19 protein-coding genes are annotated in these 24,582 nt (G+C 50.5%); 8 read left to right on the plus strand and 11 right to left on the minus strand.

Features of this window, described 5'->3' with window-relative positions; translation table 11 throughout:
• The 3 genes from K7J14_RS14010 to K7J14_RS14020 form a co-directional block, all read right to left on the minus strand.
• Entirely contained in the window at positions 1 to 735 is a 735-nt protein-coding gene (locus K7J14_RS14010; protein ID WP_230757679.1) for a DUF5058 family protein, read from the minus strand.
• Between the two features lie 84 nt (positions 736 to 819).
• Complete coding sequence (locus K7J14_RS14015; protein ID WP_230757680.1) at positions 820 to 2,730, minus strand: ABC transporter ATP-binding protein; 1,911 nt, start codon at positions 2,728 to 2,730, stop codon at positions 820 to 822.
• Entirely contained in the window at positions 2,727 to 4,454 is a 1,728-nt protein-coding gene (locus K7J14_RS14020) for an ABC transporter ATP-binding protein (protein WP_230757681.1), read from the minus strand. Before K7J14_RS14020 ends, K7J14_RS14015 begins: the two co-directional genes overlap by 4 nt.
• Before the next feature lie 116 nt (positions 4,455 to 4,570).
• On the opposite strand from K7J14_RS14020, the gene K7J14_RS14025 reads away from it, so the two are divergent.
• The 3 genes from K7J14_RS14025 (at position 4,571) to K7J14_RS14035 (ending at position 8,517) form a co-directional block, all read left to right on the plus strand.
• On the plus strand, positions 4,571 to 7,834 hold the full coding sequence (locus K7J14_RS14025; RefSeq protein WP_230757684.1) for a diguanylate cyclase: 3,264 nt from the start codon (positions 4,571 to 4,573) through the stop codon (positions 7,832 to 7,834).
• Between the two features lie 13 nt (positions 7,835 to 7,847).
• Complete coding sequence (locus K7J14_RS14030; RefSeq protein WP_230757696.1) at positions 7,848 to 8,054, plus strand: SlyX family protein; 207 nt, start codon at positions 7,848 to 7,850, stop codon at positions 8,052 to 8,054.
• A gap of 94 nt (positions 8,055 to 8,148) precedes the next feature.
• On the plus strand, positions 8,149 to 8,517 hold the full coding sequence (locus K7J14_RS14035) for a response regulator (RefSeq protein WP_230757699.1): 369 nt from the start codon (positions 8,149 to 8,151) through the stop codon (positions 8,515 to 8,517).
• A gap of 55 nt (positions 8,518 to 8,572) precedes the next feature.
• Here the strand turns inward: K7J14_RS14035 and K7J14_RS14040 are convergent, their stop codons facing one another.
• Positions 8,573 to 10,480: an AMP-dependent synthetase/ligase gene (locus K7J14_RS14040; protein WP_230757703.1), complete on the minus strand. Its 1,908-nt coding sequence runs from the start codon at positions 10,478 to 10,480 to the stop codon at positions 8,573 to 8,575.
• A gap of 545 nt (positions 10,481 to 11,025) precedes the next feature.
• Here K7J14_RS14040 and K7J14_RS14045 point away from each other — a divergent pair.
• Positions 11,026 to 14,442: a hypothetical protein gene (locus tag K7J14_RS14045; RefSeq protein WP_230757705.1), complete on the plus strand. Its 3,417-nt coding sequence runs from the start codon at positions 11,026 to 11,028 to the stop codon at positions 14,440 to 14,442.
• On the opposite strand, the gene K7J14_RS14050 is transcribed toward K7J14_RS14045, so the two are convergent.
• The gene (locus K7J14_RS14050; protein WP_330165604.1) at positions 14,414 to 15,226 is read right to left on the minus strand and encodes a lysoplasmalogenase family protein; all 813 of its coding nucleotides are present in this window, start codon (positions 15,224 to 15,226) and stop codon (positions 14,414 to 14,416) included. The genes K7J14_RS14045 and K7J14_RS14050 overlap by 29 nt on opposite strands.
• 19 nt (positions 15,227 to 15,245) lie before the next feature.
• Here K7J14_RS14050 and K7J14_RS14055 point away from each other — a divergent pair, with 19 nt between their 5' ends.
• Positions 15,246 to 15,893 (plus strand): HAD-IA family hydrolase, encoded by a 648-nt coding sequence (locus K7J14_RS14055; RefSeq protein ID WP_230757707.1) that lies wholly within the window; start codon positions 15,246 to 15,248, stop codon positions 15,891 to 15,893.
• Positions 15,894 to 15,949: 56 nt separating this feature from the next.
• Positions 15,950 to 16,837, plus strand: coding sequence for a 1-acyl-sn-glycerol-3-phosphate acyltransferase (locus K7J14_RS14060; RefSeq protein WP_230757709.1), 888 nt, complete (start codon positions 15,950 to 15,952; stop codon positions 16,835 to 16,837).
• 71 nt (positions 16,838 to 16,908) lie between these two features.
• On the opposite strand, the gene hisD is transcribed toward K7J14_RS14060, so the two are convergent.
• Positions 16,909 to 18,267 carry a histidinol dehydrogenase gene (gene hisD, locus K7J14_RS14065; protein WP_269062473.1) on the minus strand — a complete coding sequence of 453 codons (1,359 nt, stop codon included), beginning with the start codon at positions 18,265 to 18,267 and terminating at the stop codon, positions 16,909 to 16,911.
• Positions 18,268 to 18,332: 65 nt separating this feature from the next.
• Here hisD and K7J14_RS14070 point away from each other — a divergent pair, with 65 nt between their 5' ends.
• A complete protein-coding gene (locus tag K7J14_RS14070; RefSeq protein WP_230757711.1) occupies positions 18,333 to 18,833 on the plus strand; it encodes a DUF6530 family protein in 501 nt (166 codons plus the stop codon).
• Between the two features lie 5 nt (positions 18,834 to 18,838).
• Here K7J14_RS14070 and K7J14_RS16410 read toward each other — a convergent pair whose 3' ends face one another.
• From K7J14_RS16410 to K7J14_RS14090, 5 genes are all read right to left on the minus strand, one after another.
• Positions 18,839 to 19,402, minus strand: a complete 564-nt coding sequence (locus K7J14_RS16410) for an REP-associated tyrosine transposase (RefSeq protein WP_408033993.1) — start codon at positions 19,400 to 19,402, stop codon at positions 18,839 to 18,841.
• Positions 19,365 to 20,651, minus strand: a complete 1,287-nt coding sequence (gene hisIE / locus K7J14_RS14075; RefSeq protein ID WP_230757714.1) for a bifunctional phosphoribosyl-AMP cyclohydrolase/phosphoribosyl-ATP diphosphatase HisIE — start codon at positions 20,649 to 20,651, stop codon at positions 19,365 to 19,367. Before hisIE ends, K7J14_RS16410 begins: the two co-directional genes overlap by 38 nt.
• A 52-nt stretch (positions 20,652 to 20,703) precedes the next feature.
• Positions 20,704 to 21,351, minus strand: coding sequence for an imidazoleglycerol-phosphate dehydratase (locus tag K7J14_RS14080; protein WP_230757722.1), 648 nt, complete (start codon positions 21,349 to 21,351; stop codon positions 20,704 to 20,706).
• Positions 21,348 to 22,202, minus strand: coding sequence for an ATP phosphoribosyltransferase (gene hisG / locus K7J14_RS14085; protein WP_230757725.1), 855 nt, complete (start codon positions 22,200 to 22,202; stop codon positions 21,348 to 21,350). The genes K7J14_RS14080 and hisG overlap by 4 nt, the downstream gene beginning before the upstream one ends.
• Positions 22,203 to 22,456: 254 nt before the next feature.
• A complete protein-coding gene (locus tag K7J14_RS14090) occupies positions 22,457 to 23,146 on the minus strand; it encodes an HAD family hydrolase (protein ID WP_230757728.1) in 690 nt (229 codons plus the stop codon).
• Positions 23,147 to 23,210: 64 nt separating this feature from the next.
• On the opposite strand from K7J14_RS14090, the gene argA reads away from it, so the two are divergent.
• Entirely contained in the window at positions 23,211 to 24,533 is a 1,323-nt protein-coding gene (gene argA / locus K7J14_RS14095; RefSeq protein WP_230757731.1) for an amino-acid N-acetyltransferase, read from the plus strand.
• Positions 24,534 to 24,582 lie beyond the last annotated feature (49 nt).

Consider the following 24,582-nt stretch of genomic DNA (forward strand, 5'->3'; position numbering starts at 1 on the left):
TTAATTCCAAAGAGCGGGAGGAAGGAGAGAGGCCGGAAGAGCCTGGGCGTAGAAAACGGCAAGAGCCATCGCTCCGAGCATGCTTAGCGGCATCGCGAAATCCTCCAGCCATTTAACTCGAACCTTCTTAACGAGAATTCCGATGACGATCATCAGAACGGCTGAGGAAAGGAGAGTGAGAACAGGAAGAAGGCCTCCTGAAACGCCCATGCCAAGAAAGGCGGATATCATGCCGAGGAAGAGGGCGTTCATAAACACCTCGCCCCATCGATTATCCTTGCGTTGAATCTTCAATACGCCGCGTTGAATTTTTTCCAGAAACAACGGAATGATGACCAGCGGAGAAATGCAGCCGAGAGTCATCACCCAGGCGATCGCGGAAAAGGAACGGGCTTCGGATACCGGCTCCGCAATGGAACCGCCGAGGGCGTTCAAGGCGGCGCTCGCCGCGGGAAGCTCATAGGTGACCGCGCCGAGAACGCTCAGACGAATCCACGGAAGAGGCAGCCCCAGGGCGTATGAAAGGGTGATCAGTCCCAACAGGATGGAAACCGAGGGAAGGACGGCAAAAAGCGCAGCGGAACGCGCGGTGCGGTATAGAACCTTCCGGTCGAGGCCGAGCTCGGTTCCGCGGCGGAACGCCCGCGCAAGAAAATACAGAGACTGCGCGACGACGAAGACTGCGACCAGAGCGCCCAGCATATACATGAAGGAACTCGACTTGAAATCTGACATTACAACTCCCTTTTTCAATGATCTATCGCAAGTATACCATGAGACCGCGGAACTGCGGAAACGCTAATTCTGATTTGAATGCGCTCAGGATCGAGGAGCCTCCTCGGGTTCGAACTGGCTCTCGTATAATTCTGAATACAGGCCGCGTTTGCGAAGCAGGCTGTCATGAGTTCCCTGTTCGACAACGTCCCCGTCCTTCATCACCAGCACGAGGTCGGCGTTTTTAATCGTAGACAAACGGTGAGCGATGACGAAACTCGTCCTGCCGGACATGAGAGCGTCCATCGCTTTTTGAATCAGCACCTCCGTTAAACTGTCGACCGAGCTGGTGGCTTCGTCGAGAATAAGGATCGGCGGATCGGCCAGAATCGCACGGGCAATCGTCAGAAGCTGTTTTTCTCCCCGGGAAATATTCGTTGCGTCCTCGTTGATTACAAAATCGTAGCCGCCAGGGAGCGATCGTATGAAGTGATCGGCCTGGGCGCACGAAGCAGCCTCAACGACTTCTTCATCGCCGGCGTCGAGCCGTCCGTACCGTATATTCTCGCGTATCGAACCGCGATAGAGCCAGGTATCCTGGAGCACCATGCCGAAGGCAGACCGCAAATCGCGGCGATCCAGACGGTGCGCGTCGAGGCCGTCGACCGATATCGACCCGGACTCGACAGGATAGAAACGCATCAACAGCTTCACCATCGTCGTCTTGCCGGCTCCCGTCGGACCCACGATCGCGACCTTCATGCCCGGCTCCACGCGGGCGGAAAAACCGCGAATAACCGGCTTTCCCGGAACATAGGAAAAACGAACGTCGTCGAACTCGACCGAACCTTTCACAGAACCGCGAGGAAAAGCCGTCCCGCCGCCGCTTTCTTCCTCGGCTTCTCCGAGAAACGCGAATATGCGTTCGGCAGCCGCGGCCATGGACTGCAACACGTTCGAAATATTCGCCGCCTGGGCGATAGGCTGATTGAACTGGCGGACATACTGCACGAAGGCCTGGATATTGCCGACCGAAAGAAGGCCTCTGACGGCGAGGAATCCTCCGACGAGGGCGATAACCACATATCCGATGTTCGCGATGCCGCCCAGGACCGGCATCATCAAACCCGAGAAAAACTGGCTCTTCCACGCAGACGCATGCAAATCCCTGTTATGAGACTCGAAGGTTTTCACCGCGGCGCTTTCCCCTCCGAAAGCAAGCACGACCGAATGGCAGGAATACATTTCCTGCACATGGCCGTTCAGGGCTGCTATCGACTCCTGTTGCTTTCTGAAATACGGCTGGGATTTACGGACGATGAATTGTACGAACACGAGGGACAGAGGAAGAACGATCGCGGACGCAAGGGTCATCGGGATGCTGATCGCGGCCATCATTATGAGAATGCCCGAGAGCATCGCCACCGAAGATATAATCTGTGATAAACTCTGATTTAAAGTCTGGGTGACCGTATCGACGTCGTTCGTCAACACCGAAAGGATATCTCCTCTGGCGCGGTTATCGAAATAGGAAAGCGGGAGCCGGTGCAGCTTCGCCTCGAGATCCCTGCGGAGCGAGTACGACACCTTCATCGAAATGCCGCTCATAATAAAGGCCTGCAGCCAGTTCAACAGAGAGCTTAAGCCGTATAATATAGAAAGAACAAGAATGGATTTAGCGATGAATTGAAAATCGGGCCCGCCGAATACGTTGGTCGTGATGCGCCCCAGCAACACGGGAGACAATACCGCAAAGACGGTTGAACCGGCAGACAAGACAAGCGACGCCGCGATTAAGGCGAGGTGCGATGAAAGATACCTTTTAAGCGAGAGAAGGCTCCCTCCGAAGTCCCTGGCTTTCTCTCCCGGCATCATGCCCATGGGGCCGCCGCGTCCGGGTCCGCCGGGTCCCGGGCCCCTCCCCCCTAGCAGCCCCCGTCCGGCTCCCGGACCAAAACCCCGGGCCGCATTTTGTTCCGCGCTTGAAGAGTTTCTCTCCTTGTCGTCGACGCTCATGATCGAACCTCCGCCGCGTTTTGGGATTCCGCAAGTTGTTTATACAGGGGACAGAGCAGCAAAAGTTCTTCATGAGTTCCGCTGCCGGCTATCCTCCCGTCATCCAGAACGACGATGCGGTCGGCATGCTTCACCGTTTCGATTTTCTGCGATACGACAAGCACCGAGGCCGACTTTGTGCGCTTTTTCAAAGCGGCGCGGAGACGGGCGTCGGTTCGCCCGTCCAGCGCGGAGAAACTGTCGTCGAATACATAAAGGTCCGGGTTTCTCGCCAAAGCGCGCGCTATGGCGATACGCTGCCTCTGTCCACCCGAGAGGTTCGATCCGCCCTCGGCAACCCGGCTTTCGAACCCGCCTTCAAGTTCGGAAATAAAATCGAGGGCTTGAGCCGTCGAAGCCGCGGCCTCGATCCCTGCTTCGTCCGCGTTCTGGTTTCCGTATCGGATATTATCCGCTATCGAACCGGAAAAAAGCGCCGCCTTTTGATGGCAGAATCCGATTCGGGAACGCAATTCTGCCAGGGACAGAGCACGAACATCCTTTCCGCCGACTAACACCGAACCGCCCGATGCGTCGTAAAACCGGGGAATCAAATTCGCAAGAGTGGATTTACCGGCTCCCGTCGGGCCGACGAGGGCTACCGTCTCCCCGGGCGACATCGAAAAGGACACATCGCATAACGCGTCCTCCTCGGCCCCTTCGTACCTGAAGGACACGCCCCGGAACTCGACGCTGCCGGCTGAAGCTTCCAACGCCTCCGGCTTTTCAGGATCAGTAATCGAAGGATCGACGGCAAGAACTTCAGAAATCCGCTTAGCGGAGACAGCCGCCCTCGGGATCATGATGAACATCATCGATATCATTAAAAAAGACATGATCACATGCATGGCATACTGCAGATACGCCATCATCTGGCCTACTTCCAGCGAAGAGGCCGCCACATGCTTCGAACCGATCCATACGATCAGCAGGCTGCATCCGTTCATTACGAGGGTCAACGAAGGATGCAGGGCAGACATCATCCTGTTCACAAAAAGGTTGACGGCGGTCAATTCGGAATTAGCCTCGTCGAAACGATTCATCTCGAAAGACTCGGCGCCGTACGCCCGTATCACCATGATTCCGTCCAGATGTTCGCGCCCGATCAGGTTCAAGCGATCGACCAAGCCCTGAATCAGCTTAAAACGGGGCATTGCGACGACGACCATGACAACGACCATCAACGAAACCAGGAAAACAGCGAGGGCTAAAATCCAGCTCATCGAATAGCTTGTGCGGATAGCCATGACGAGGCTGCCGAACCCCATGACGGGAGCAAAGAGGAGCATCCGCAAAAACATGGAAACGATATGCTGTAAATGCGTCACATCGTTCGTCGTCCGGGTCAAAAGCGAGGCATTGGAAAGCGAGTCGAACTCGGCAAGCGAAAAAGATTGAACCCGTTCGAACAGCGATTGACGGAGATCGCGGGTAAAACCGGCCGACGTGCGGGACGCCGCAAATCCGACCCCGACCGACGCGATTACCCCGATAACGGTCATCGCCGCCATTTTAGCGCCGGAAAGGAAAATAACGCCGTCAATGCCGCCGCGTACGCCTCGATCGACGATGTCTGCCATGATGGAGGGCAGCGAAAGCTCTGAAACAGCCTGGATAAGCAGCAAAGCAACGGTTATCGATACATAACCCAGATACGGCTTTAAAAATCTGAAAAGACGAACCATCGGCACGCTCCTGTACGCTATCAGCATACGTGAAAAAAAACTTGCGTCAACCCGAATGAAAGCCGTTCATTGACACCTCAATGAAAGTATGTGAAACTTGACCCAAGCCTTAAGCGATGAAACCCATGCTTCAGAACAACCAGAATTCTTTTCAAAAAATCCTGCGCAATTCATGGGCCGACGTTTGCTCGGGAGCGCCTCGCACCCTCATCTGCTCCGCAACAGACACCGCGGCCTTCCGCTCGGCCGCAACCGGGTTCATCGCTGAAGCGGCTGAACAGATCTACTTAGCCGACCACCACATTAGTCCCGATGCCGTCCACCCGCCCTGCCACCCGTTCATGGAGATAATTCCCGATTTCTGCAAGCTGTACGACCAGAATCCATGGACGCTCGTGCAAAGCGACTGCGTATATCCGCCTCTCAAACCCCTTTTCGCCTCGTTCATCGAAGGAATCCCTGCCTTGCGCAAGGACTACATTTTTCTGGATGAAATTTCCTTCGAGAAGTCGAAGTTCAGGCAATCGCTTTTTGATCTTCTCGCTGCTCTGTCCCTCATACGCCCCATTGTCGTAGTGCTGTCCGGAATACGGAACGCAGGACCGGAGTTGCTGGAATTCCTCAAATTCCTGCAGGAAAAACAAAGGAATCCCGAAGGGGACAGAGCAAGAATCCTCTGCGTCTGCGCGTATAGTCCGCAATACGGGCTGGAAGACGAAGCATCGCTGGAAAGATGGGATTCCTTCATCGGCTTTACTGAGCAAAAAGAAGGCGTTTTCGGAATAGAAAGCAGTAGCGGAACGGGCGACGAACAGCTTGAAGAACAGAATCTCATGCCTTTAAATATGATCGTCGACCACGCGATGAGAAATCTTTCCTTTTTAGCCTGCGAGGAAGCATTAACCTGCTGCGAGGAGGCGGAAAAATCGCTGGGTATCGTCAATCCCGACGACGCTCCCGCGATGCAACGGAAAATCACCGAAATACGCGCTCTGTCCCTGTATTACCTCGGGCGTTACAGCGAGGCTCTTATCGCGTATCACAGCCTGGTCGAAGCGGCGCAACGACAGGACAAGCCCGCGCTTCTCGCAAAAACGTACATCCAAACAGCCATGGTCTATCTGCAAAAAGGCGACGTAGATTCAGCGATACGGTTCCTGAGCATTCTGCAAAAACTGCAGGAAGAGCAAAAAGACCGGAATTTATCCAGAGACACCCTGTATCTTTCCCTCGTGATTTCATTAAAAACCTCGCAGCCGATTTCGGAATCCGATTATTTCACCCTCATGAACTCATTGAAAGCGGACGGATTCGAAGGCCTGTACGCCTTCGTCTGCGCAAACGTCCACCTGTACGCGCATTACTATCGCTCCTTCAAGAACGTCATCTCCGTCTGCAACGAGGCGATCTCGTACTATGCGCTTATCCAAAATGAAATGGGGCTTTCGTTCGCGTATCATAAAGCGGGCATTATGTTTTCCAATCATGGAAACTTTCGCGAAGCTCTGATCTACATGAACAAAACCCTGCACATCCGCGAGGCCGGAGGAAACACGGAAGGCGTAATACGGATACAAAACGGCATCGGATATCTGTATTACCTGCAAGGGAAATATTCCCAGGCGCTGTCCTGCTTCCAAAAGAGCATATCGCTTCTGAATGCTCTGGATAAGCATGAAGAAACCTGCATCACGCTCTACAACATCGGCATGCTCTATTTCACCTGCGCTCAATACGAGAAAGGCGCGGCGATCGCCGATAAGCTGTTGCAGCTTATGCAAACCCTCAGGGTCGACATCATTCCCTACCATAAAAAGTACGACGTCTACATCCTCAAGGCGCTGTGCATCGCGAAGCTCGGGAAGACCGCGAAAGCGTTTGAACTTATCGCGCGGCTGCGTCCGGGACATCGAGACTATCCCTGGAAGACCCGCTTTTATTATAAACTGCTCAGGGGAATCGTCGCTGCCGACGAAGGCGATATGGAAGACGCATCCCATCACTTTCAAACGGCGCGGGTATGCCTTGAAGGAGGAGAAGACGCGGGAACCGACAGCCTGCCGATACTGGAGTATGAATACGCGAGGGCATGGTTGGTCAACGGAAATCCGGAAAAAGCCCACGAACGCATCAATGCAGGCCTCTCCGACGCTTCCGGGAAAGAAACAGAATTTCTCAGGGAACGTCTTGAAACCCTCCGCGAAACCGGCAGAGAAACCCCTCCGACGCTCTGCCTCCCCGAAACGTCCGTGAATACGGGCACCATGATCAATCTCGCCAAAAAAGAATTTCTCCTTAACAGGCTGCAGACGAAAATTCGCGACATACACTTCCTGAATATCCTGCAAAGCGAATTGAACCAGACTGCGGACAGAACCTCGGCGGCGAGAAAACTAACCCGCCTGATCAAGTACCAGTTTCCGATGGAAGTGATCCTGTTTCTTTCGGTCACTCCCGGGCCGGACGGAACCCTCATCCCCGGAAAGCTGATCGCCTGGTCCTGTCCCGCAGGGCTTGAACCGGAAGAACTGCAGCCCCTCATCGCGGCAATCCTCTCGGTTCCGAAGAAGCAAACATTCGGTTCCGAGGAAATACATCAGGCCGCTCCCGACAACTCGGTTCCGATCAGGAACGCAGTCTCCCTCACGATAATGGAGCACGGAATTCCCGCGGCCTGCCTTTTCATGGCAAGCGCGAACGCGTCGCTCATCCTTCCTCCCGAGGATATGGAAACGCTCAGGTTCGCAACCGCGCATATAGGAACGCTCTTCACCAAAATACGCCATAACGAAGATTTGTTCAGATTATCGCGCGAGGATTCCCTTACCGGGCTTTACAACCGACAGGCTCTCCAAACTCAATTACAGGAAGAAGAAAAAAGGCTTTCAACTCCCGATCACTATCCGCCGCCCGGCCTTTCCATCGTTTTTATCGACCTTGATAACTTCAAATATTACAACGACAGCTTCGGCCACGCTCTGGGAGACATTCTGCTTACGGAATTCGCCAAGCTCGTCAAACATTCGTTCAGAGACATCGATTTCGCGGCTCGATACGGTGGAGACGAATTCATCATTTTGATGCCGGATACTGACGCAGAAATAGCAGCCCTGCCGGCGGAGCGCTTATTCAACGCAATCGAAAAGGAGCAATGGTTCCTTCCGAGAATCGCCGAATACCTGCGCCGCCCGGTCGCCATCGCCGAAGAACTCAGGCTCTCCTGTTCGATAGGAATCGCGTCGAGCTCGAATAACGGCGCTCAACGAAGAACGCCGGAGGAACTGGTAAAACTCGCCGATAACGCACTGTATCAAGCGAAAAAAACAGGCAAGCATAAAATCGTCATCTGCAGAGAATCTGACAACTACAGCAGTTTGTGATACACTCTCCGGCATGACGGAATCGGACGACAGACTTGTTACAATCGAAATGAAACTCGCCTATCTCGAGGATTTTCTCGGCAGGCTGCAGGAAACAGTTCTCCAGCAGAACGACGACCTGGATAAAATTAAAAATGAAAACAAAGCCTTGCGAACAAAGCTCACCGATCTATCTGACACAATGCAGGACATGCCGCATGTCAGACCGCCCCATTATTAACAAGAACCGGCATGTATGACCGCTTTCTTTGATATGATTGCTTGACCTGTAACAGTTTTAGATTTATGGTGTTTTATAGATTTTGGAGATACTTATGCAGAAAATATTGATTGTAGAAGACGACGTATCAGTTTCCGGCATGGTTCAAGCGCTTTTAGAAGAAGAAGGCTATCAGGTCAGCACTGTGCCTTCTGCGGAAAAGGCAAAAGAAATCCTCAATACTGAAAAACCCGAGCTTGCCCTCGTAGACATTATATTGCCCGGACAGGGAGGCATGGACCTCATACTCGAACTGCATACAGCCTATCCCGACCTCAAGGTGGTTCTCACCTCCGGAAAAATCGACATGAATAAATCGACATTCAAGGTTCTTGCCCATCAGTTCGGCGTCATATCGATCCTTCCCAAACCCTTCACCGTAGAAGAGCTCCTCGAAACAGTCCGCGACGCGCTCGCCAGCTGAATGAAAAAAGCCTCCCTGAGATGGGAGGCTTTTTTATGTTCAAAGCTGCATTCGCTTAAGTGAACAAAGAAGCTATTTCCTTTTTATACAAATCATTCAGTTTATAACGCATAATCTCCTGCTTCGCGGAAAGCTCGACGCCGGTTTCGAATTGCTTTTCCAGCAGCACAAAACGGTTAATCCGTTCAAACAACTTAAAACCGTTGCGCGAGTTCACGAGATCCGCGATTTCAGACTCGTATAGTTTCCGTACCTGAAGATCGGAAAGCAAATCGGAAAAGCGATCCGTCGGCAGAGCCGCTTCTTTCGCCCATGACAGAAGCTCGTCCCTGTTAACAACGATAAGCGCGCCCAGATAGCGCTGATCCTGGCCCAAAACCACCGCCTGCGAAACAAAGCACGATTCGTTGATTTTCATTTCTATCGGAGTAGGCTCTATATTCTCGCCGCCGCGGAGAACTATCGTATCCTTCTTCCTTCCGCGAAGAATAATCTCCCCTTTCAGCGTCTTATAGCCGATGTCGCCCGTATCGAGCCAGCCGTCAGAGGAGAGCACTTTTGCCGTCAACTCCGGCTTGCGGTAATAACCGCGCATCACATTCCGGCCTTTTACATAAACGGTGCCCTTTGAACCGGGAGGAAGCTCGCGCCCCTCGTCGTCCAGAATCTTCACTGTGCAACAGCTGATCGGCGTGCCGATGGTTCCGAAAACCGGCTTTGACATCGGACGCACAGCCACGACCGGCGCCGTTTCCGTCAAGCCGTAGCCTTCAACGACGTTTATGCCGACAGCCCAAAAAAATTCGTCGATATACGGAGGAAGTGCGCCTCCCCCGGATACGCCTCCCCTGAAGCCGGTGCCGAGTTTGGCGCGGATTTTCTTAAACACCAGCAAACCGCCGAGCGCCTTCAGCGGGGAAAGCAAGAGAAAGGGGACGAAGCACAACACCGCCCCGGCTACGCCGGAGGCGCGGCTGACAACCGGAGAACGGCCGAAAACGCGCCGTTCGCATCGGGACTGGAGAATCGCTACAGTCACGAAAAAGTTGAACATCAGCCACACAATGCCGCCTGTTTTGCGCATGAGCCTGAAAATGCCGTCGTAGACGGACTCCCAGATCCTCGGCACCGAAGGAAGAAGCTGCGGATTCATCAATGCGAGATCCGCGAGAAGGATGCTCCCTATCGGTTTCGAATACACGATAGATGCACCGCTGAACAGAATTACGTACTCGCACAGACGTTCGAAAGAATGCCATACCGGAAGAACGCAAAGCGCTTTCTCGCCCGGATGCAGAATAATCCTCGACGGAAGCTCTTCCAGCTGACACAGGAAATTGTCATGAGTGAGCATAACGCCCTTTGGTTCGCCCGTCGTTCCGGAAGTGAAAATCAACGTTGCGATATCGTCGGCAAGACCGGCTTCCAACTCTGCTTCTATCCGCCCGGGATGAAGCTTTCTCCATTCAACGCCGGCTGAAAGCAGCGAAGCATAGGTATGAACCGAAAAACCGGCGGACGAGAAGGACTCGGAGTTCTCCGCGGACGGCGGATCGATGAAGATCAACGAATCAAGCAGAGGAACGCTACCCCGGACTTCGAGCATCTTTTTGCCCTGCGCCTCGTTTTCCAAAACGGCAGTTTTACATTCAGCAAAAGAAAGGATATAGGATATTTCCTGCTTGGTCGCGTCGCAGCCGCGAGGGACATCGGCTCCGCCGATCGCCATGATGGCCATGCTCGAATGAAGCCACTCCTTGCGGTTATCGGCGATCAACCCGATATGATCTCCGCGCTGATGGCCGAGAGATATAAAGCCTGCTCCTAAACTCAACACAATCTCATAATAATCACGAAAAAAAACCGGTTCGAAACGACCGGCGGAATTCTTAGCGAACTGTCCCGGAAGATCCGGGTATTCTGAAGCGATGCGCTTCAGCAATTTTGGCAAGGTTTGATCCATAGATTACAAATTATCATGACATGTCATTTTGTGCAAGTTTCACTATTTTAACATTTACTGCATTAACCGGCTTTATTAAGAGGAAACGATAGTCTTATGTTAATCAACAGGAAAAGTGAAAAAAAGGTTGAAGATCGATCATGTTATGCGATAATTCAGTACTGAATACATGAGCAATCGGTAGTGAAAAGCGAAGCTCCCATGAAACTTCACGATTGCTTGACAGCATACCGATTCATACTGGTTTCCCGGCTAATGCGATTTTTATAGTTTCAGAAGATCCAACGAAGAAAGCATCTAGTCATCAGCGAGGTAAAAAATGACAATGATTAGTAAAATTTTTACACATAATCATGGCAACCGGTTGCCATGTAATATTGACAACGTATACATTTCATAGGATAGTGGTGAAAGCGGGATATAGGGGGCATGACAAGACGGCCTCCAGGTTGCATATCCATTCCCTGTTTGGATCCATTAGATCAATCAGCGATTTCCGTTATCAACGGCTGAGACATTCAGCTTGACCTTTTATAGGAGAGAAAATGAAAGGAATAACCCTCGAACAGATCAGTTCGCGCGCACCCGGAGAAGTCGCCGGGAAATTTACGAATTTTCTTGGCGAAACCTACTACCGGATCGGTAACTATGACGCCATGCCGCCCTTTTTCATGACGATAGTAAGCGCATCGGACATCTGGAACTATATCTGGTCTAACGGAGGCTTAACCGCCGGCCGTAAACACTGCGACCAGGCGGTTTTTCCCTACTATACCGCTGATAAAGTCTCGGACGGAAGGACGTACACCGGCTCGTTCACTGCTATCCAGGTTAAAACCCAAGACGGAACCTATCACTGGGAGCCATTCTCGGAAGCTGCCAACGGGCTATGGTCAATAGAAAGGAATCTGTATAAAAACCATTCTGGATCGAAGGTCTATTTTGAAGAGGTTAACAACGATCTCGGCCTTACCTTCCAATATGGATGGACATCCTCCGACGCATACGGATTGGTGCGGCATTCGAGGATAATTAATAATTCGGGGACAGAGCAAACCGTCACCGTGCTCGACGGCTGCAGAAACATTCTGCCGTCATGCGTCACAGCGGACTTCCAAAACAACAACAGCGTTTTGCTTGACGCGTATAAACGGACAGACCTTGATGAAGATTCCGGCATGGCTATTTTCTCCATCACGTCGATAGTATCCGATAAAGCAGAGCCCAGCGAAGGACTCCTTGCGAATATTGGCTGGTTTTCCTGCGAGGGAGATATTACTCTGTCCCCCGATGCCCCGGATGACTTCAGGAAAGGAAAGGCTCTTAATCGAGATATAGTTCTCAAGGGACAGAGACCGGCATATTTAATTAAAAGAATACTTGCTCTGTCCCCGCGTGGAGGAACCGATTCGTGGTATCAGGTATTCGATACGAGTCTCGAAGCCGGAAAAATAGCAGAGATAAAAAGAAAACTGAAAAACAGAAGCGTTGTCCTGAAAGACCTGGAGAACGATATTCAAAAAGGCGTAGAACAACTCATTTCCTACATAGCTACTGCCGACGGTCTGCAGAACACTGCGGATACGGAGACATGCATACATCATGAAGCGAACGTCCTTTTCAATATTATGCGCGGCGGAATATTCGCAGACCGCGAAGGTCTTTCCGTAGAGGACTTCAGGTCCTTTGCCGCTGTAAGAAATAAAAAAGCAGGGGCCGACATAGCGCAGCTTACCAAAAATCTCCCGAGCAACGTATCATTTCGAAAGCTCGAAGAAACGATCGCGGCAAGCAATAATCCGCAAGCCATTCGCTTATTCCGCGAATATCTTCCAATAACCTTTTCAAGACGCCACGGAGACCCAAGCCGTCCATGGAACCGTTTTTCAATCGAAATCAAGGACGAGAAAGGCAATCCAAAACTGAATTACCAGGGAAATTGGCGCGATATTTTCCAAAACTGGGAAGCTCTGTCCCTCTCATGGCCGGAGTACACCCAGAACATCATAGCGAAATTCCTTAACGCAACGACGGCTGATGGGTACAATCCCTACCGAATCACGCGAGAAGGAATAGACTGGGAAATTCAGGAACCGGAAAATCCTTGGTCGAACATAGGCTACTGGGGCGACCACCAAATCATCTACCTTGCAAAGCTCATGGAGCTGCAACACCGCATCAATCCGGCCGCTCTTGCTTCGGATTTGGATTCTCCGCTCTATTCCAGCGGAAACGTACCGTACCGGCTTAAATCTCACGCAGATATTCTCCAGAATCCAAGATCGACGATTATTTTCGATTACGACCTTCATGAGAAAATCATGGCCGCTGAAAAGAGCGAAGGAACCGACGCAAGGCTTCTGCATGCAAAAGACGGCAGCGTAGCCCTTGTATCCATGACGACTAAAATTCTCACGCTTATTCTCGCAAAAATGGCGAGCTTCGTTCCCGGCGGCGGAATCTGGCTCAACACGCAACGCCCTGAATGGAACGACGCGAACAATGCGCTGGCAGGATACGGCCTTTCCATGGTTACGCTGTATTACCTCAGACGTTTTCTTTCATTCCTTCAAATGCTCTATACTGAATCGGGGACAGAGCAATTCAATATTTCCGAAGAGACGGCTGTTTTCTATCGAGAGATAGCTCAATACTATCAAAAAGCCCGCCCGGAATCGCTTTTTGAAACGAAGGCCCGACGAACATGCGTCGACACAATCGGATTGCTCTTCGAAAAACAAAGAAAGGCTCTCTACAACAGTGGATATTCGGAGAATTTACAGCCCGTTTCAAAGGATGAAATTCTTAAGGGAATAGCCGCCTTTATTTCACACATCGACGCCTCGATCGCGAAGAACCGCAGAAACGACGGACTCTACCATGCCTACAATACAATGGAAGTCCGGGAAGACGGAGGAATCGAGGTTCATAACCTCGATGTGATGCTAGAAGGGCAGGTTGCGGTTCTCTCATCGGGATCGCTTTCCGATGACGAAGCAGTGAATCTGTGCGAAAGCCTTAAAAAAAGCCCGCTGTTCAGGGAAGATCAGTATTCATATATCCTCTATCCCAATAAGGAACTCCCGCGATTCCTTGCAAAGAATCAGGTATCACCGAGCGACGCAGAAGGCATTCTTCTCTTGAAAACGCTGCTCGATCAGGGAGACTCGTCGATCATATATAAAGACGCTGCAGGCGAGTGCCATTTCAATCCCGGATTCAGAAACAACAAGGATTTGGACAAGGCCCTAAGCGAGCTTGGAAAGAAAAACGCGGCGGCGACAGAGGAAATAATTGTACGGGATCGGAATAAAATCATGGAACTCTATGAGCAAACGTTCCATCACCGCAGCTTTACCGGAAGATCAGGCACTTTCTATGCGTATGAAGGACTCGGCAGCATATACTGGCACATGGTGTCGAAATTGATGCTTGCGGTTCAGGAAAATTATATGCGTGCGAAAGGCCCGGCGAAGGAAAAGCTTGCACGAATCTATTACGACGTCAGAAAAGGCATCGGCTTTAACAAGACGCCTCAAGTCTACGGAGCGTTTCCGACAGACCCCTATTCGCACACTCCGGCGGGCCAGGGAGCGAAACAGCCGGGAATGACCGGACAGGTTAAGGAAGAGATACTCACGCGCTGGGGAGAACTCGGGGTTCAAATAGACGAGGGAAGGATTCGATTCGTTCCGGAACTCCTCCGCAAATCCGAAATTCGCGCGGACAATACCATAGAGTTCAGCTGGTGCGCCATTCCCGTCACCTATCGTTTTACGAAGACGGAGGATGGGGGACAGAGCACAGAAAGCGAGTTCGTATTGGGCAGAGCGGCGAAGATTATTCTTAAAATGGCAGATTCTAGTCAGACGATCGACGGAGATGCTCTGTCCCCTGAATATTCCAGCGAAGTCTTCAGACATACCGGTACGATCAAGGCGATAGAAGTCCATATCCGATGATGATGCATCCCTGGGCAGCTAGATAGGTGATCCAGGGAAGCTGATACTCAGCTCGGGGATGACGACCGTGAACGGTAGTCTCCCCGAGAATCGAGTCGGAGATGAGGTATAATACGCCTCCGCATGCTATTAAAATCCAGAAACCGCCGTATGCGAACGCATAAATCAACGCCGCTGCAGCCATGAATCCGAGTAAACACGAGTACACCCTTGAGCCCCACACAATTCGAGCCGGCATCCCCTTGTAATACACGCGCAGGGAAAAAACTATTTGAGGAATACTAACAAAAAGCACAATGAGAGGAATACTGTAAGTAAAATTAAAAAGCGACGAATTTGAAGAGAATGCGCAAAACGCCGCGGAATAACATATTTGAGTGATGCTGAATGAAAGCAATCCTCCGAATATTGGAGTATTGCGGGTAATCCTTTGAGCGAACTCATGTTGCAGGTTAAAATAATCGCCGATAATCGCGAAAATCGAACCCAGAGGAATTAACAGAGACGGAAATTCTTTTGCCGGCGATGCGATAAACAGAACCCAAGAAACCATTACCAGAAGGAATGAGTACCCAAGATAGGGGACCCTTGAATATTCAAGCCTCGCCGAAGAGGACGATACAGTCTTTAAGGATCTCCAATGAATCGAAAAAGAGAGAAGAACGATGAAAGGAATGAATCCCAAAGATACAGCAAGCATATTCATAGAAACCTCCAAACAACAAGATTTCTGCAGAATTGAATGCATTAAAATGCGCTTCGCATCGGTTAAAGCGTAATTCATTTTATGATATATTGAAAATATGATTGAGCATTTACTCTTGGATCTCGACAATACGCTCTATCCGGCGTCGAGCGGGATGGACGAAGGCATAACCAATCGAATGATGAAATTCGTCGCTGATTTTTTGCGAGTACCGATCGACGAGGGACAGAGCATGAGAGCAGCGGCTCTGCCGGGCTATGGAACAACGCTGGAATGGCTGAAAAGCGAACATAACTTGAAGGACGAACAATCCTACTTCAACGCTGTTCATCCTCCGTCAGAGTTGACCGAGCTGCAAAAGGACGAAAACCTCAGGCCGTATCTCTTGTCCCTCAAGAAACCGATGACGTTGCTGACAAACGCGCCGATGGCCCATGCACAGAGGGTTCTCGACTTTTTCGGCATCTCCGACCTTTTTTTAGGCGTCTTTGACATAACCTATCACAACGGCGCAGGAAAACCGCATCCGGACAGCTATCTTACTACTCTAGCAGCTGTAGGACACACGGTGACAGACAGCTTGTTCGTCGACGACCACATGAAATATGTTCGGGGCTATAAAGAGGTAGGAGGCAAAGCGGTGCTCGTCGATGAAACAGGAAAATACGAAACGCTTGCCATGTCGGAAGGCTTCGGATACATACGAAATATCTATCAGCTTGCAGAGATGCTTACAGAATATTGACACGCAGGCCCGGAGCGCTATTAGTATCTAACAACGAATAATTCAGGAGCGATCACATGAATCCCGATTCACTAGCTATCCGTTACAAACACCTTTTCCCGGAATTAAAGCGTCTCTCGCGCGCTGAAAACGTCATAACAGAGCATAATGTCCTTCAACCGGCGAATATGGGCATACGAACCTTTATGGACGCCATGTGCGAAGAAAACATGTTACCGAACTCGGAATTCCGCAATATGCAGCACGCAGAAACCTTTTTAGAGGGCATTAAGGCGGGAAAACGCGGAATCATTTTAATGGAACATTACAGCAACTTCGATCTTCCCGGAATCATGTATCTTTTAAGCAGAGAAGGCGGCATCGGAAAAGAACTCGCCGACCGGATCATTGCTATTGCCGGGATGAAACTTAATGAAGAAAACCCCTTCGTTTCGGCCTTCGCGGAAGCATACAGCAGAATTATCATCTACCCGAGCAGATCCCTGGCATCGATCACCGATCCGGAGAAATACAAAACAGAAGAACAGCGGAGCCGGGTCATCAATATGGCGTCGATGCGCGCGCTGGATCGCGTACGGAAAGACGGAAACGCGGTATTAGTGTTCCCCTCAGGGACGCGGTATCGGCCAGGAAAACCCGAGACAAAGAAAGGCGTGAGAGAAATCGATTCATACATCCGTCTGTCCGATATCATGATGCTAGTTTCGATTAATGGAAACTGCCTGCGCTTCTCGGAAGACCCCGCAGATATGTTGGGAGACGTCGTCTGCAAGGATAGAATAATCATGACTGCCAGCCCCGTTTACGACTGCAATCAATTCCGGGAAGAAGCCCGGACATGGAAAGGAGCGGAAATCGAAGACAAAAAACAACTTGTTGTCGATTACGTCATGCATCGTCTAGAAACAATGCACGACGAGAACGAAGCAGGCAGACTGAGCTGATTAATAATGTAGGGACAGAGAAAGGCTGTATCAAAACGCTGCTCAGAGTTGCTCTGTCCCTCAATACTAAATCAAATTAAAGAATCGAGACGGCACCGCGCAGCAAGAGCGTGGCCGGATAAACCCTCCGCCTTGGCAATCTGTTCCGCGGCGCGAAGCGATTTAACCAAGCCGTCGAATGCGTTCGGATCGACTGATCCAACAGAAGCCTCCGGGACGCGAAGTGTCGTAACCGTCTTAAGGAAATGCCTAACTGACAATCCTCCGGTAAACCGCGCCGCCCCGGATGTCGGCAGGGTATGGTTTAAACCCGCGGCATAATCTCCGAGAACTTCTGCGGAGCGATGGCCGATGAATAATGATCCGTAGTTCCGTACTTTTTCGCACAAAAGCTCTCGTTCCGTTCCATCAGAAACAGCGATTTCCAAATGTTCGGGAGCCTTCCTGTTTGCGATTTCTGCGGCTTCATTCAAATCATCAACCACAATGATCATCGAGTTATTTCCGATGCTGCTCCGAGCCGCAGCCGATTCCGGCAGATCATTGAGCAACACTGAAATCCTGTTCTGAACGGATTGCGCGATTTCCATCGAACAGGTTAACAGTATTGCCTGCGCATCGGGATCATGTTCAGCTTGAGCCAATAAATCTGCGGCCATCCAATCCGGATGAGCGGAATCGTCGCAGATGATCATTACTTCTGTCGGGCCAGCGACTAAATCGATTCCGACCTGGCCGTACACCCTTTTTTTCGCTTCCGCGACGAACTTATTCCCCGGGCCGACAATAACATCGACTTTCGGAATCGTTTCCGTGCCATAAGCCATTGCCGCGATCGCCTGAGCTCCGCCGACAGCAAACACCCTGTCGATACCGCACAAAGAAGCAACAGCCAGAATTCGTTCATCAGCCCAAGGAATCGATGCGTCGCCGTTCAAGGGCGCAGGCGGCGTGCACAGAACAATTTCCTTGACTCCTGCCGCTTTAGCAGGGACAGAGCCCATAATAACCGAAGAAAAGAGTGGAAAACGCCCCGCCGGAACGTACACGCCAGCCCTGTCGACCGGTATGGTTTTTTGTCCGGTAACAATTCCGGGGGACAGAGCAACTTCAAAATCAGAGAAAGACTCTCGCTGCTTCAAAGCAAATTTAAACGCAAGGTTATAAGACAACTTCAACGACTCATATAGGTCCGGATCAACATCCTTCAGACGCAACTCAGCTTCTACAAGTCTGGATTTATCGATTTCTAATGATATCGGAGCAACCCGGTCGAAACGTTTGGCATAGGTATGAATCGCGGCATCGCCGGATGAACGGACATCGTCAATTATCTGGGTCACAATGCTCAGATCCTCTGCAAAGGAACGTTGCGCGTAAAAGGAAGAAGGAACCTCTGTCCCCTTCACTATTTGTAAAATGTCTTTCATTCAAAACCTCACGTATTTACTAAATTAGTAGTTTAGTTGTATACTAACCCCATCAAGGAGTAATTATGAAAATTCCTGTCACCTTAAAACACAAACCTGTTATAACGTGCGAGAACTACGAACAGGTAGACGGACGTTCGGCATATTCGTCCGAAGCCAAAGGCCTCTCCCTCGGACTTGCGCAATGGAATGAACGCGGCAAGATAGATATCGCGGCAAAGGTCTGGCGTTACACCGGCGAAAAGTGGTCTCGGCAGTCTGAAGAGCTGCCTTTGCATAGGGTGCTGGATCTATCGTTGCTCATTGTTCAATCGATTCTTCATTTCCGCGAAGCGTATCGTCATCCTGACTTATTCGACCATGAAAAGCCGGAAATTGGCAAGATCGGCATTCAAGGCGACGCGTTGCGGATGGGAGTTTGCACCGAAAATCCGTGCATTCTCGAAGACATAAAACTATTCCGCGACGCATTAGCAAAAGACGATGAACTGTTGGCTGAAAGGCTTCACGCGCTATCTGCATTGCTTCAGGAAGCCGGCTACGGAAGAAACAATCGGAAGCAATAGCAGAATTACGACAACCAGGAATCAGGCTCGCTGAGAAATGCGAGCCGACGATTCCTTCTATGCCAGAGGCTTCCCCAAATCCATACATCAGACCTATCGACAAGACCGGCTTTCACGGGGTTTTCCTCAATATACAAAATTGTCCGCAAGATCTGTCTGATTGAATCGAGAACCCAGGATGCGAACCGATCGCCCCAAAAATGCCCTGTTCGGTTATACCTCCTGTTGTATGCTCGCGCGAAAACGCTCATAATCCATTGCATGATCGAAGAGAGGCTTTCTCCCTCGCCAGGCAGAATGATGATATGAAAATGGTTTCCCATTATCACAAAACTGTCGATCGAGAATCGATATTTCTCATGAGCCCGTTCGAGGACGCTGACAAACAAAGCTCTTGCCTCGTCGGATTCCAATAGGATCTCGCGATTATTAGTCCGAGCGGCAACATGATACCGTGATCCCGCCCGGAGGAAACGCTTTCTTCTCATACGGTAAACATGTATGCATAATCGCGTTTCTTGCCCAAAAAAATTACTTTTTGTGCCGACGATCGAGTTCGCCCAGGACATCAGTCCACGACACTCCCTCTCGATGCATTAATACATTCACGAAATAAATCAAATCGGCACATTCCCACACGACATCGTCTTTAGATTCTGCCTCTGTGAGTTCTTCAGCTTCTTCCAAAATCTTTTCACGCACCCGCTCAGGCGTAAGGGTGGCCGTGTAGGAGCCAGGCTTTGGATTCGCGAAACGGTCAGCAATGATCGATGAGAGGAACGGAAGTGTATATGCTCTGTCCCCGACAGTCTTAAAACAAGACCATGCTCCGGTGTGACACGTCGGTCCATGAGGCTTTACAGTGGCAAGAACGGCATCGCGGTCGCAATCGACGCGTAATTTAACGACATCCAAGGTATTTCCGGATGTTTCGCCTTTCGTCCAAAGAGTCGATCGGGATCTGCTCCAGAAAGTCAATAAACCGGTCGCAAAGGTTTTTTCAAGCGCTTCTTTGTTTGCATACCCTTGCATAAGAACTTCTCCGTCGTCGCTCTGTGCGATTACAGGAAGAAGAGGGCCTTTTTCCCAGTCAAGACAAGAGAGAAAACAATCTTTCAACGAGACTTTCTCCGTATAGAGAGCCATTCCCAGCTGAACATCGCATCCGAGCCGCTCGAGCTCTGTCACCTCTGTCACCGTTGATACGCCGCCTGCAACGACGACGCGGCAAGAGACAGCGGACCGAAGAGCTTTGACCTGTTCGAGATTGATGCCGGTCATTGTGCCTTCCCGTTCTACGCATGTATACAACAGCTCTGAACAGTATGGTTCAACGGCTTTAGCAGCCCCTATGAGATCCAGTCCGGCAGATTCAGTCCAGCCCTTGACGGCAATTTTTCCGTCGCGGCTGTCGACAGAAATTATCAGGTGTTCTTTGCCGACGGTATCCGACAATGCCGACAGAAAAGCTGCGTTTATGCCCGCAGAACCGTCGGGAAGCGTAAATGCGGCGGACCCGATAATTACCTTCTCAGCTCCCAGGGAAAGAAGCTCCTTCGCTCTTTTCGCGTCGCGTATTCCTCCGCCGACGCGAATGTTTCCCTTCCGCAAAAGACGCTGCAAAATCCCTGTGTTAACAGTCGTACCATCCGGATTCGTGTTTCGCAATGCGGCGTCAAGATCGATAACAGCAACTTCTCCGTATTTATCAAACTCTTTCACCAGCGAATCAGGATCGTCCCGCTCGAGAACTAAATCCTTGCCCTGCCGAAGCTGAACAACTTTTCCGCCTTTCAAATCTATCGAAGCTATAACCATGTCTGTACCCTTATAGAAAATATATCGCAGCAGTAAAACTCACCAGGATCTGTTAACTGGTTAACGTACCCTTGGTGCTCGGAATCCGTCCAATAATTCGCGCGTCCCGCTCAACCGCTTCAGACAAGGCGCGCCCGGCGGCCTTGAAAGCCCCTTCAATTTTGTGATGGTCGCTTCTGCCTCGAAGTACATCAAGATGCAGGTTGCATTTTGCTCCGACGACGAAGCCCTGCCAAAAATCAGGCACCGTATCTGTCTGGAACGCCGAAAACGAGGATCCCCCGGACACCAGAGGGACAGAGGAAATGTTCAGTTCGCACGACAAATACGGGCGCCCACCGAAATCGACAGCAGCGCGGATTAATGCTTCATCCATCGGGAAAAGCGATGAACCGGCGCGTTTGATTCCTGCTCTGTCCCCAAGCGCTTTATCGAACAGACATCCCAATACGATTCCGGTATCTTCAACTGTGTGATGCTGGTCGACTATCAAATCGCCTGATATCGACCCGCTCAGATCGAATAAACCGTGCTTGCAAAAAGAGGCAAGCATGTGGGCGAGAAAACCGATAGGACACGCAACATCGCAATTACCCGTTCCGTCGATATTCAGCGTCAAGGATATGCTGGTTTCAGCGGTTTTCCGCTCTATCATGGCCGTTCGGCTGCTAGTGGAATACACGGCGGAAGAATTGTTCATGGCATGACCTTTCTCAATTCGTATTCAAGAATATCGGTAGCCCCGAGACTTTTCAGTTTGGGCAACAGGGTCGGAGCTTCGCTTTTCTTGACGACTATTTTTATCGCGTAGCCGTCGTCGCCGTACAAGGGCGCGACAGTGGGGCTCTTCATCGCGGGGATTCCGCTCACAAGATCGCTGAATCGGGCTTTTGAAACATTCATTTCAAGCATCACCCGGTTTTTAGCGGCCAAGACGGACTCGAAGAGCATTTTTAGCTCTTGAATTTTTTTGCTTTTAGCGGGATCTGCCATTGCTTCCTTGGAGGCGAACATGCGGGTAGAGCTCTCCATGATGGTATCGACGATGCGCAACCCGTTCTCGATGAGGGTGCGACCGGTGGCGGTATTGTCGATAATCATGTCGGCGTCGTCGGGAGGGAATACTTCGGTCGCACCGTAAGTTCTAACCGTCAAATACTTCATATTTTGAGTCTTGAGCCAGGCTTCCGCGTTATTCACATATTCGGTTGCTACGATTACTCGTTTTGACCGAAGCGCCGCATCGTCAAGATCATTCGGCACAGCGGCTACTATTCTCACCTTGTCGAAACCCAAATCCATAATTTCAACGACGTCGGCCGATGTTTCGCGGATCCAATCGATTCCGGTAAACCCGACATCGTGAGCCCCGAGCTCGAGAAGCTTGCCGATATTCTGAGGTTTCATAACCTTGGCTTCAAGATCGTCCTGATTCACAGTCGGACGATAAGCCCGCTCCGGGAGATATATGTCTATACCGGCGTCGGAAAACAATTTTGTTACATTCTCATAAATTCTGCCCTTCGGCAATAAAATCTTCAGCTTCTCCATTGATGACTCCCTTATAATGTCAGAATACATATACCTATCGGCACGCTGCCGTAAATTCCAAAACCGACGCCTGAGAATAAAAAAAGCCGCTGAAACCGGTTCTTTCAACTCCCGGCTTCAGCGGCTCTATATGCATGCGCATACCATCACCTGCTGTTATCCAGGAATATCTTCCGCGTGGAGGTGATGATGATGGTTCAACATTGCTACTGTACTCATTTCAATCCTAGTAAACTGTGATTTCATTGGTTTTGTCAAGTATCAAGATCGACGACATAGTCGGGGACAGAGGAAATCATGTCCTCGTGATCGCCCAAGCCCCCGATGATTCCGCATGTTGAGATCATCGCAGCTTTACCGGTCAGAATATCGACAGCTGAATCGCCGACCATTATTGCTCTGTCCCCCGAAATCCCGCATTCATTCAGGATCTTTCCGATGCCGGAGGGATCTGGCTTAAGCACGCCGGCATATTCAGGCCCTGCAATGATTTGAAAGCAGCCCGAAAGGGCTAATCCGTCCAAAATCGACCTTGCGGCTTCAGTCGGTTTATTAGTCAACACCGTCATAATTTTCCCTGCGCTCTCCAAATCGCGAAGGGTCTTAAGCATCTTCGGATAGGGTTTTGTTTTACAAAGACACCTTGCTCGATATGTTTCCCGATAATAGGAAAGGCACTCGTCGATGTCGATAGATGCGTTTTGCATAACTCGATCTCGTTCATGTAAAGACTGAAGCGAAAGAGAGAGGCACTGAGAAATGAGATTTCTAGCGCCGGACCCTATTGCCTTTTTAACATCCTGCAAACCGACTTCAGGAAGCCGAAAATGGAGCAACATCAAATTTACCGAATCAGCAAGATCGGATAAGGAATCGATAAGGGTACCGTCCAGATCAAACACATATAAATCATAAAAATCGGGGACAGAGCATAGTTCTTTCATATTTTTTCATCATAGCTTTTGACTCGGGTTTGACAAGCCCCTGTTACTGACTTAGGATACCTGCATGATGCAAACGGAACGGGTACGCGATGTGCTTCGATATATCAAGAAGTTTAAAGGATCAACCATAGTAATCAGGGTTGACGACGACGTGTTCGACTCTCCTCTATTCAGCTCCCACATGCACGACCTTGCACTGTTAGCGGAAACCGGCATACGGACTGTCATCATTCCCGGAGCTCAAAATCATATATCTCAGGTTCTCGACGCGTATAAGGTCGGATGGGAATTCCAGGACGGCATCAGAATTACGCCGGACGCGGCTATGGATTTCATCAAGATGGCGGCATTCGATGTATCGAACCGCATCATGAGCAGGCTTTCCGCCGAACATATGAATGCGGTGATCGGTAATTGGGTGAGAGCGCGCGGCAGAGGAGTCGTGAACGGCGTTGATTACGGAAGCGCCGGCGTCGTCGAGAAGATTCAAAAAGAATCGCTTTGCAGGGCGATAGAAGACGGATTTATCCCGATTATTCCATGCATCGGATGGACGGCAACCGGAAAACCATACAACATATCCTCTACGGAAATTGCAGTTTCGACTGCCGTAGCATTGAAGGCAGATAAACTTTTTTTCCTGGGTTGCGGAAATACCGTATCGATCGACGAATATCAAATGCCGGATTCTGTTGCTCTGTCCCCGGAAGGCAGAATGGCCGCTATCGCTGTAGACGATATCGACTCATTCCTCAAGCTCAATCAGGCTGTTGAGAATCCCCGCTGTCCGACGCTCGAGCTTGAGGATCTCTTGATTCAGGGGCGCGACGCATGCATAAAAGGCGTTACCCGAGCGCATATTCTCGACGCGGACATCGACGGCGTAATGCCTGCGGAAATTTTCTCGGAACTTGGATCCGGAACCATGATTTACCGCAACAACTACGGAGATTTCAGAACGATGACGAAGGATGACATCGCGGGTGTTCTGTCGCTTATGAATCCATTCGTCGAAGAGGGAATCCTCTTGCAGAGAACGAGCGAAGAACTGGAACAGCAAGTACAGGATTTCGTAGTCTATGAAATCGACGGCGGAATACGGGCATGCGGCGCCCTCCATGCCTATCCTGAAGGGCTTGGAGAAATCGCGGGCATCGCCGTGGACGAGGCCTATGCGCACATGGGCATAGGCCCCAAACTCATGGACCTCTTGATAGACAGGGCAAAAAAAGCGGATTTTTCTAAAATTTTCGTCCTTACCACGAAAACAGCAGACTGGTTTGAAAGATTCGGCTTCAAATTGACTAATATTTCTGAAATGCCGTCAAAAAGAAGAGAAAAATGGACTGAAAAACGCGGATCGAAAATCTTAATCCGCTCTCTATAGACTTTTTTCTTGCAATTACAAAATATCGAGAATACACTTAACCTCGTGA

The sequence above is a fragment of the Teretinema zuelzerae genome (assembly GCF_021021555.1).
GTDB lineage: Bacteria > Spirochaetota > Spirochaetia > Treponematales > Treponemataceae > Teretinema > Teretinema zuelzerae.

Excerpts from the sequence above, each read along its gene's own strand:
- K7J14_RS14025 (WP_230757684.1), top strand. The coding sequence starts at position 4,571 with ATGAAACCCATGCTTCAGAACAACCAGAATTCTTTTCAAAAAATCCTG.
- K7J14_RS14060 (WP_230757709.1), top strand. The coding sequence starts at position 15,950 with ATGAATCCCGATTCACTAGCTATCCGTTACAAACACCTTTTCCCGGAA.
- K7J14_RS14030 (WP_230757696.1), top strand. The coding sequence starts at position 7,848 with ATGACGGAATCGGACGACAGACTTGTTACAATCGAAATGAAACTCGCC.
- K7J14_RS14010 (WP_230757679.1), bottom strand. The coding sequence starts at position 735 with ATGTCAGATTTCAAGTCGAGTTCCTTCATGTATATGCTGGGCGCTCTG.
- K7J14_RS14045 (WP_230757705.1), top strand. The coding sequence starts at position 11,026 with ATGAAAGGAATAACCCTCGAACAGATCAGTTCGCGCGCACCCGGAGAA.
- K7J14_RS14055 (WP_230757707.1), top strand. The coding sequence starts at position 15,246 with ATGATTGAGCATTTACTCTTGGATCTCGACAATACGCTCTATCCGGCG.
- argA (WP_230757731.1), top strand. The coding sequence starts at position 23,211 with ATGATGCAAACGGAACGGGTACGCGATGTGCTTCGATATATCAAGAAG.
- K7J14_RS14020 (WP_230757681.1), bottom strand. The coding sequence starts at position 4,454 with ATGGTTCGTCTTTTCAGATTTTTAAAGCCGTATCTGGGTTATGTATCG.
- K7J14_RS14070 (WP_230757711.1), top strand. The coding sequence starts at position 18,333 with ATGAAAATTCCTGTCACCTTAAAACACAAACCTGTTATAACGTGCGAG.
- K7J14_RS16410 (WP_408033993.1), bottom strand. The coding sequence starts at position 19,402 with ATGTCCTGGGCGAACTCGATCGTCGGCACAAAAAGTAATTTTTTTGGG.
- K7J14_RS14080 (WP_230757722.1), bottom strand. The coding sequence starts at position 21,351 with ATGAACAATTCTTCCGCCGTGTATTCCACTAGCAGCCGAACGGCCATG.
- K7J14_RS14035 (WP_230757699.1), top strand. The coding sequence starts at position 8,149 with ATGCAGAAAATATTGATTGTAGAAGACGACGTATCAGTTTCCGGCATG.
- K7J14_RS14040 (WP_230757703.1), bottom strand. The coding sequence starts at position 10,480 with ATGGATCAAACCTTGCCAAAATTGCTGAAGCGCATCGCTTCAGAATAC.
- hisIE (WP_230757714.1), bottom strand. The coding sequence starts at position 20,651 with ATGGTTATAGCTTCGATAGATTTGAAAGGCGGAAAAGTTGTTCAGCTT.
- K7J14_RS14090 (WP_230757728.1), bottom strand. The coding sequence starts at position 23,146 with ATGAAAGAACTATGCTCTGTCCCCGATTTTTATGATTTATATGTGTTT.
- hisD (WP_269062473.1), bottom strand. The coding sequence starts at position 18,267 with ATGAAAGACATTTTACAAATAGTGAAGGGGACAGAGGTTCCTTCTTCC.
- hisG (WP_230757725.1), bottom strand. The coding sequence starts at position 22,202 with ATGGAGAAGCTGAAGATTTTATTGCCGAAGGGCAGAATTTATGAGAAT.
- K7J14_RS14015 (WP_230757680.1), bottom strand. The coding sequence starts at position 2,730 with ATGAGCGTCGACGACAAGGAGAGAAACTCTTCAAGCGCGGAACAAAAT.
- K7J14_RS14050 (WP_330165604.1), bottom strand. The coding sequence starts at position 15,226 with ATGAATTACGCTTTAACCGATGCGAAGCGCATTTTAATGCATTCAATT.